The organism is Micromonospora sp. AMSO12t (assembly GCF_008806585.1).
GTDB classification, from domain to species: domain Bacteria; phylum Actinomycetota; class Actinomycetes; order Mycobacteriales; family Micromonosporaceae; genus Micromonospora; species Micromonospora reichwaldensis.
Genome location: NZ_WAAS01000321.1, coordinates 1 through 6,712, shown reverse-complemented (window position 1 = coordinate 6,712; position 6,712 = coordinate 1). Strand labels below are relative to the sequence as shown.

3 protein-coding genes are annotated in these 6,712 nt (G+C 73.9%); all 3 read right to left on the bottom strand.

Translation table 11 applies throughout. The features are described 5' to 3' along the window. Positions 1-261: 261 nt before the first annotated feature. A complete protein-coding gene (locus F6X68_RS29190; protein ID WP_151457263.1) occupies positions 262-3,399 on the bottom strand; it encodes an Rne/Rng family ribonuclease in 3,138 nt (1,045 codons plus the stop codon). A gap of 131 nt (positions 3,400-3,530) precedes the next feature. Beyond that, entirely contained in the window at positions 3,531-4,265 is a 735-nt protein-coding gene (locus F6X68_RS29185; RefSeq protein WP_192581585.1) for a TIGR03936 family radical SAM-associated protein, read from the bottom strand. Between the two features lie 163 nt (positions 4,266-4,428). After that, positions 4,429-6,414 carry a TIGR03960 family B12-binding radical SAM protein gene (locus tag F6X68_RS29180; protein WP_151457262.1) on the bottom strand — a complete coding sequence of 662 codons (1,986 nt, stop codon included), beginning with the start codon at positions 6,412-6,414 and terminating at the stop codon, positions 4,429-4,431. Positions 6,415-6,712 lie beyond the last annotated feature (298 nt).

Genomic DNA, 6,712 nt, shown 5'->3' with positions numbered 1-6,712 from the left:
CCCGCCGCCGACGGAACCGCCCGGCGTGACGCCACCGCTAGGTGCGCCGCCGGGTGGGCCGGCCCGCTCCGGGCGCTCGGCCGCGCACCCGGTGCCGGAGAGCAGGACGGCGGTGAGCGCGGTGACGGCGAGCATACGGCGCATCGTTCTTCTCCTGACCGCAGGCGGCCGATCGTGGCCGGGGATCGACCATACGACAGGGCCCCTCCCGCCGGGCATCACCGGGAAGGGGCCCTGTCACACGTCGGGTCGGTCAGCCGGTCACGGCCGGGTACGCCGCCGCGCGCCGCTGCGGCGGGACCGGCGCCGGCCGGAGCCCCCCTCCGACTCGTCGCCGTCGGCGTCGGAGAGCGCGTCCGGGTCGTCCGGGGCGGCCAGCCGCGCCGACTCGCCCGTCTGGCTGTCGGCGACCTCTCCGGCGGCGGCCGTGTCCGCCTCGTAGCGGGACAGGTCGTAGCCCATGGTGTCGTGGTACTCGGCGTTCGGGGCGGCGTCGGCGTCGGTCTCGGTGACCTCGGCCACGGTGCGCTCGGCCGGCGCGCTCTTGCGCGCCCGCCGCCGGGAGGTGCCGGCGCCCTGCTCCGCCGCCGCCGGGGCGGCCACGGCCGAGGCGACCGCCTTGACCTTCTCCCCCGCACCGCCACCGCCGGAACGCGGCTTCTCCGGCACCGGCTCGGTGTGCATGATCAGGCCCCGGCCCTTGCAGCACTCGCAGGTCTCGCTGAACGCCTCCAGCAGGCCCGCGCCGATCCGCTTGCGGGTCATCTGCACCAGCCCGAGCGAGGTGATCTCGGTGACCTGGTGCTTGGTCCGGTCCCGGCCCAGGCACTCGGTCAGCCGGCGCAGCACCAGCTCACGGTTGGACTCCAGCACCATGTCGATGAAGTCGATCACCACGATGCCGCCGAGGTCGCGCAACCGGAGCTGGCGGACGATCTCCTCGGCCGCCTCCAGGTTGTTCCGGGTGACCGTCTCCTCCAGGTTGCCCCCGGAGCCGGTGTACTTGCCGGTGTTGACGTCGATGACCGTCATCGCCTCGGTCCGGTCGATCACCAGCGAGCCGCCCGAGGGGAGGAAGACCTTGCGGTCCAGCCCCTTGATGATCTGCTCGTCGATCCGGTACTCGGCGAAGACGTCCGTGGTGCCGACGTGCCGGCGCAGCCGGGCGACCAGGTCCGGCGAGACGTGCGACAGGTACGACTCGACGATGTCGTACGACTGCTCGCCCTCGATCACCAGCTCGCGGAAGTCCTCGTTGAACAGGTCCCGAACGACCCGGATGACCAGGTCCGGCTCCTCGTAGAGCAGCACCGGGGCGCCGCCCTCGGCCGCCTTGGCCTGGATGTCCTCCCACTGCGCCTGGAGCCGCTTGACGTCGCGCGCCAACTCGTCCTCGCTGGCGCCCTCGGCGGCGGTCCGGACGATCACGCCCGCGCCGTCCGGCACCAGCTTCTTCAGCACGTCCCGCAGCCGCTTGCGCTCGGTGTCGGGCAGCTTGCGGCTGATGCCGGAGGCGTTGCCGTGGGGCACGTAGACCAGGTGCCGGCCGGAGAGCGCGATGTGGCTGGTCAGCCGGGCGCCCTTGTGGCCGATCGGGTCCTTGGTGACCTGCACCAGCACCGAGTCGCCGGAGCGCAGCGCCTGCTCGATGGAGCGGGCCCGCCCCTCCAGGCCGGTGGTGTCCCAGTTGACCTCGCCGGCGTAGAGGACGGCGTTGCGGCCGCGCCCGATGTCGACGAACGCCGCCTCCATGCTGGGCAGGACGTTCTGCACCTTGCCCAGGTAGACGTTGCCGGCCATGGTGCCGGAGGAGTTGCGGGTGACGTAGTGCTCGACGAGCACCCCGTCCTCCAGGACGGCGATCTGGGTCCGGTCGCCGCGCTGGCGTACCGCCATCACCCGGTCGACGGCCTCCCGGCGGGCCAGGAACTCCGACTCGCTGAGGATCGGCGGCCGGGTCCGGCGCTGCTCGCGGCCGTCGCGGCGGCGCTGCCGCTTGGCCTCCAGCCGGGTGGAGCCGGAGACGCCCTGCACCTCGTCGACGGTCTTGCGCGGCTCGCGGATCTTGACGACGGTCGGCACGCCGTCGTCGGCGCCCGCCTCGACGTCACCGGCGCCCCGACGGCGGCGACGACGACGGCGGCGGGTCAGCCCGTCACCGCCCTCACCCTCCTCGTCCTCGTCGCCCTCGGACTCCTCCGCCTCGGCCTGCGCGGCCTCCTCGGACTCCTCGTCCTCGGCGTCCTCCGCGCCGCCCTTGCCCCGGCCGCGTCCACGGCGGCCACGGCGGCGCCGGCGGCGGGCCGCGGCGCTCTCGTCCTCGTCCTCGTCTTCGTCCTCGGCGGCTTCCTCGGCCTCCTCGGTCGGCTCCTCGGGCTCGACGACCTCGACCGCCTCGACGTCGCGGCGGCCACGCCGGCGGCGGCGCGCCGGCTCGGCCGGCTCCTCGGCGGCGGGCTCCTCCGGCTCCGGCTCCGGAGCGGGAGCCACGACCCGGGCGACCGGGACGTCCTCCGGCTGCGGGGCCATGAACAGCACGGTGGGCGCGGAGAGCGCGGCCCGCCGGCGGCGGGTGCGCGGCTCGGGCTCGACAACCGGCTCGGGCTCGACGACCGGCTCCGGCTCGACGGCCGGCTCGGGCTCGACGGCCTCGGTCGGCTCCTCCTCGGCGGGCGGGGTGACCGCCACGCCGGGCGGGACCTCGCCGGAACGGCTCTCCGCACCGCTGACCGCGGCGGGCGGGGCGGCGGCGCCGAACCCGGTGCCGGCCTCCGGCTCGATGCCGGCGGCGGCCGGCGGCTGCTCAGTGGGCGCGGCGCCGGTCCGATCGGCCCCGAGGGCGTCGCTCGGGGTCTCCGCGGCCGGCTCGGCCGCGGCGGGGGCCGCCTTCTTCCGACGGGTACGCGTCGCCTTGGCCGGCGGCGCAGCCGGCTCGGCGGGCGCCTGGTCCGCCTCGACCGGAGCCTCCGCGGCGGGCGGCGCGGCGACCTCGGGGGCCGGCCCGGCGGCCTCGACGGGCGGCGCGGTGGCCTCCTCGGAGGCCTTCGCGGTGGTGGCCTTGCGGCGGCGGCGCGTCGCCTTCGGGGCGGCGTCGAGGTCGCCGGAGACGGGGGCGAACACCTCGGCCTGGAGCGCCTCGCCGCTGCCCGGCACGGGCGCCGTCGACGCCTCGACCGGCACCTCGGTCTGCTCCGGCTGGTTCAGCGGCGTGGCCCGCCGCCGGGTCGTACGCCGTCGGACCGGCGCGGCCGGGGCCTGCTCGGCCCCGCCAGCGTCGGCGTCGGCGGCGCCGGCGGCGTTCTCCGCCCCGGCGGTGTTCTCGACGGTGCTGCTGTCAGCGGTCTCGTCGGCCGGCTGTGAACCGGTCCGTTCGCCGCCCTCGGGCTCGTTCTCGAGCATGGACGTTCTCCAGTTCTGGCTGCCCCGGGCGCGGGTGAGCGCTGCCACGCAGGGTCGCCGCAAAAGTGTTTCCGCCGGGCGCGCACGGTGCGCGACCGCCGAAGTCTGCCTACCTGAACGTCGACCGACGGTCAGCGTTCACCGATGGTTGCCCCGTCGCGGTCCGCTTCCAACGGATCCGCGATCGCATCCTGCGCGGTCAGCGTGCCCTGTGCCAGCCGGATCACCCTCGGCGAGACCGGCGGCTCCAGGTCGGCCACCACGCGGAGGCCGGAAAGGACGTCATCGGGCCGCACGGAGGGGGTGACCTGCCGCACGACCAGTTCGAGTATCGCACACGGTACGGCCGGCGCCCCGGAAGGCGTCTCCGGCGACGCGATCACATCGATGCGGATCACCGCTGCCCGGGCGTCGAAGGTGCGCCGGCCCTGCTTGGTCATCCGCTCGACCAGCACTTCCTCGGCGGTCGTGAAGGCGGAAACCGCCCGGTGCAGGACGGCCGGGTCGACCTCGGGCAGCTCGATGCGCCAGTGCGACGCCTCGATCCGGTCGGCAAGACTCCCGCCGGCGGCCACGACGGCGTCGAGCACGTCGAGACCGGGCGAGAGGGCCGCGTCCAGCGCGGCGCGCAGCTCCGCCGGGTCGACCTGCTCGCGGAGGCCGATCTCCAGGTATTCCGCCTCGCTCGCCACGCCCGTCGGGGCCGCGCTGGCGTACGAGATCTTGGGGTGCGGGGTGAAGCCCTGGGAGAAGGCGATCGGCACGCCCGCCCGGCGCAGCGCCCGCTCGAACGCCCGGGCAAAGTCCCGGTGCGAGGTGAAGCGCAGCGGGCCGCGCTTGGCGTACCGGATTCGGACCCGCTGCACGACGGGTGCCTGGCCGCCCTCTGGCTGTGGTTTCCTACTGATCGTCGTGCTCCTCGTGTCGGAACCGGTTGATCGTGACGGCACTGCTCGCGACTCGCGTGCCGCTGACGATAACCACATGATCAACCCGGCGCACGGCGGGCGTGCCCGCCGTGCGCCGGAGCTACTGCTGGGCGCCGGTGGGGAGCTTCAGACCGTTGATCGGGGTGAGCGGGAGAAGCTTCTTCCCGGTCGGGCCGATCTGGATCTCGGTGTCCATCGACGGGCAGACGCCGCAGTCGAAGCACGGGGTCCACCGGCAGTCGTCCTGCTCGTACTCGCTGAGCGAGTCCTGCCAGTCCTGCCAGAGCCAGTCCTTGTCCAGGCCCGAGTCCAGGTGGTCCCAGGGCAGGACCTCCAACTCGTCGCGCTGGCGGGTGGTGTACCAGTCGAGGTCGACGCCGAAGGCCGGCAGGACCTCGGTCGCCGCCTCCACCCAGCGCTGGTAGGAGAAGTGCTCGCTCCAGCCGTCGAACCGGCCGCCGTTCTCCCACACCCGCCGGATCACCGCGCCGACCCGCCGGTCACCCCGGCTGAGCAGGCCCTCGATCAGCGACGGCTCGCCGTCGTGGTAGCGGAAGCCGATCGCCCGGCCGAGCGACCGGTCCGCGTTGATCGCCTGCTTGAGCATCTTGAGCCGGCCGTCGATGACCTCCGGCCGCTCCATCGACGCCCACTGGAACGGGGTGTGCGGCTTCGGCACGAACCCGCCGATGGAGACCGTGCAGCGGATGTCCTTCGAGCCGGTGGCGGCCCGGCCGGCCCGGATGACCTCGTGGGCCATGTCCGCGATCTCGAGGACGTCCTCGTCGGTCTCGGTGGGCAGGCCGCACATGAAGTACAGCTTCACCTGCCGCCAGCCGTTCGTGTACGCGGTGACGACGGTGCGGATCAGGTCTTCCTTCGACACCATCTTGTTGATGACCTTGCGGATCCGCTCCGACCCGCCCTCGGGGGCGAAGGTCAGGCCGGTGCGCCGCCCGTTGCGGGACAGCTCCTGCGCGAGGTCGATGTTGAACGCGTCCACCCGGGTCGACGGCAGCGAGAGCGACACGTTGGTGCCCTCGTACTGCTGGGCCAGGCCGGAGCACATGTCGCCGATCTCGGAGTGGTCGGCCGACGACAGCGACAGCAGGCCCACCTCGTGGAAGCCGGAGAACTCCAGCCCCTCCCGCACCATCTGCCCGACCGTGGTGATGGAGCGCTCGCGCACCGGGCGGGTGATCATGCCGGCCTGGCAGAACCGGCAGCCCCGGGTGCAGCCCCGGAAGATCTCCACGGCGTAGCGCTCGTGCACGGTCTCGGCCAGCGGGACCAGGGGCTTCTTCGGGTACGGCCAGGCGTCCAGGTCCATGGTCGTGCGCTTGTGCACCCGGAACGGCACGTCCGCCCGGTTCGGCACGACCCGCTGGATGCGGCCGTCGGGAAGGTAGTCCACGTCGTAGAAGCGCGGCACGTAGACGCTCTCGGTGCGGGCCAGGCGCAGCAGCAGCTCGTCGCGCCCGCCCGGGGAGCCCTCGGCCTTCCACTCCCGCACGATCCCGGTGATCTCCAGGACCGCCTCCTCGCCGTCGCCGAGCACGGCGGCGTCGACGAAGTCGGCGATCGGCTCCGGGTTGAACGCGGCGTGGCCGCCGGCCACGATCACCGGGTCGGCGTCGGTGCGGTCAGCGGCGAGCAGCGGGATGCCGGCCAGGTCGACCGCGGTGAGCAGGTTGGTGTAGCCCAGCTCGGTGGAGAAGGAGACGCCGAAGACGTCGAAGTCGCGCACGGAGCGGTGCGCGTCGACGGTGAACTGCGGCACGCCGTGGGCGCGCATCAGCTTCTCCAGGTCCGGCCAGACCGCGTAGGTCCGCTCGGCGAGCACGTCGGGCAGCTCGTTGAGCACCTCGTAGAGGATCTGCACGCCCTGGTTGGGCAGGCCGACCTCGTAGGCGTCGGGGTACATCAACGCCCAGCGCACGGCCGCCGCGTCCCAGTCCTTGACCACCGCGCCCAGCTCGCCACCGACGTACTGGATGGGCTTGGTCACCTGGGGCAGCAGCGGCTCCAGCCGGGGCCAGACGGAATTGGCCGCGGCGGGGCGCGGCGTGGTGGACGGGACGCTCATGATGCCCAAGGGTACGCGGCCCGGCAGCGGCCACCGCGCGCACGCCGGTCGCCACGCCCTCGGGGCGCCGGTCGCCACGCCCTCGGCACCTCGCGGCGCCCGTCCGGCCCCTTGCGGTACCGGCGACGGCGGTGGCCGGAATCGCCCCGCTGGCGCATCGGTACTAACCTCGGACCGGCGCGAGAGGAGATTGCCGCGATGCCGCAGCCGCAGCCGGGCACGGACCGGCCGGCCGACGGGAGCCCCCCGGGTCAGGACCAGGGTCCGGATCCGGCGGTCACCGAGGAGCCCCCGACCT

Excerpts from the sequence above, each read along its gene's own strand:
- F6X68_RS29190 (WP_151457263.1), bottom strand. The coding sequence starts at position 3,399 with ATGCTCGAGAACGAGCCCGAGGGCGGCGAACGGACCGGTTCACAGCCG.
- F6X68_RS29180 (WP_151457262.1), bottom strand. The coding sequence starts at position 6,414 with ATGAGCGTCCCGTCCACCACGCCGCGCCCCGCCGCGGCCAATTCCGTC.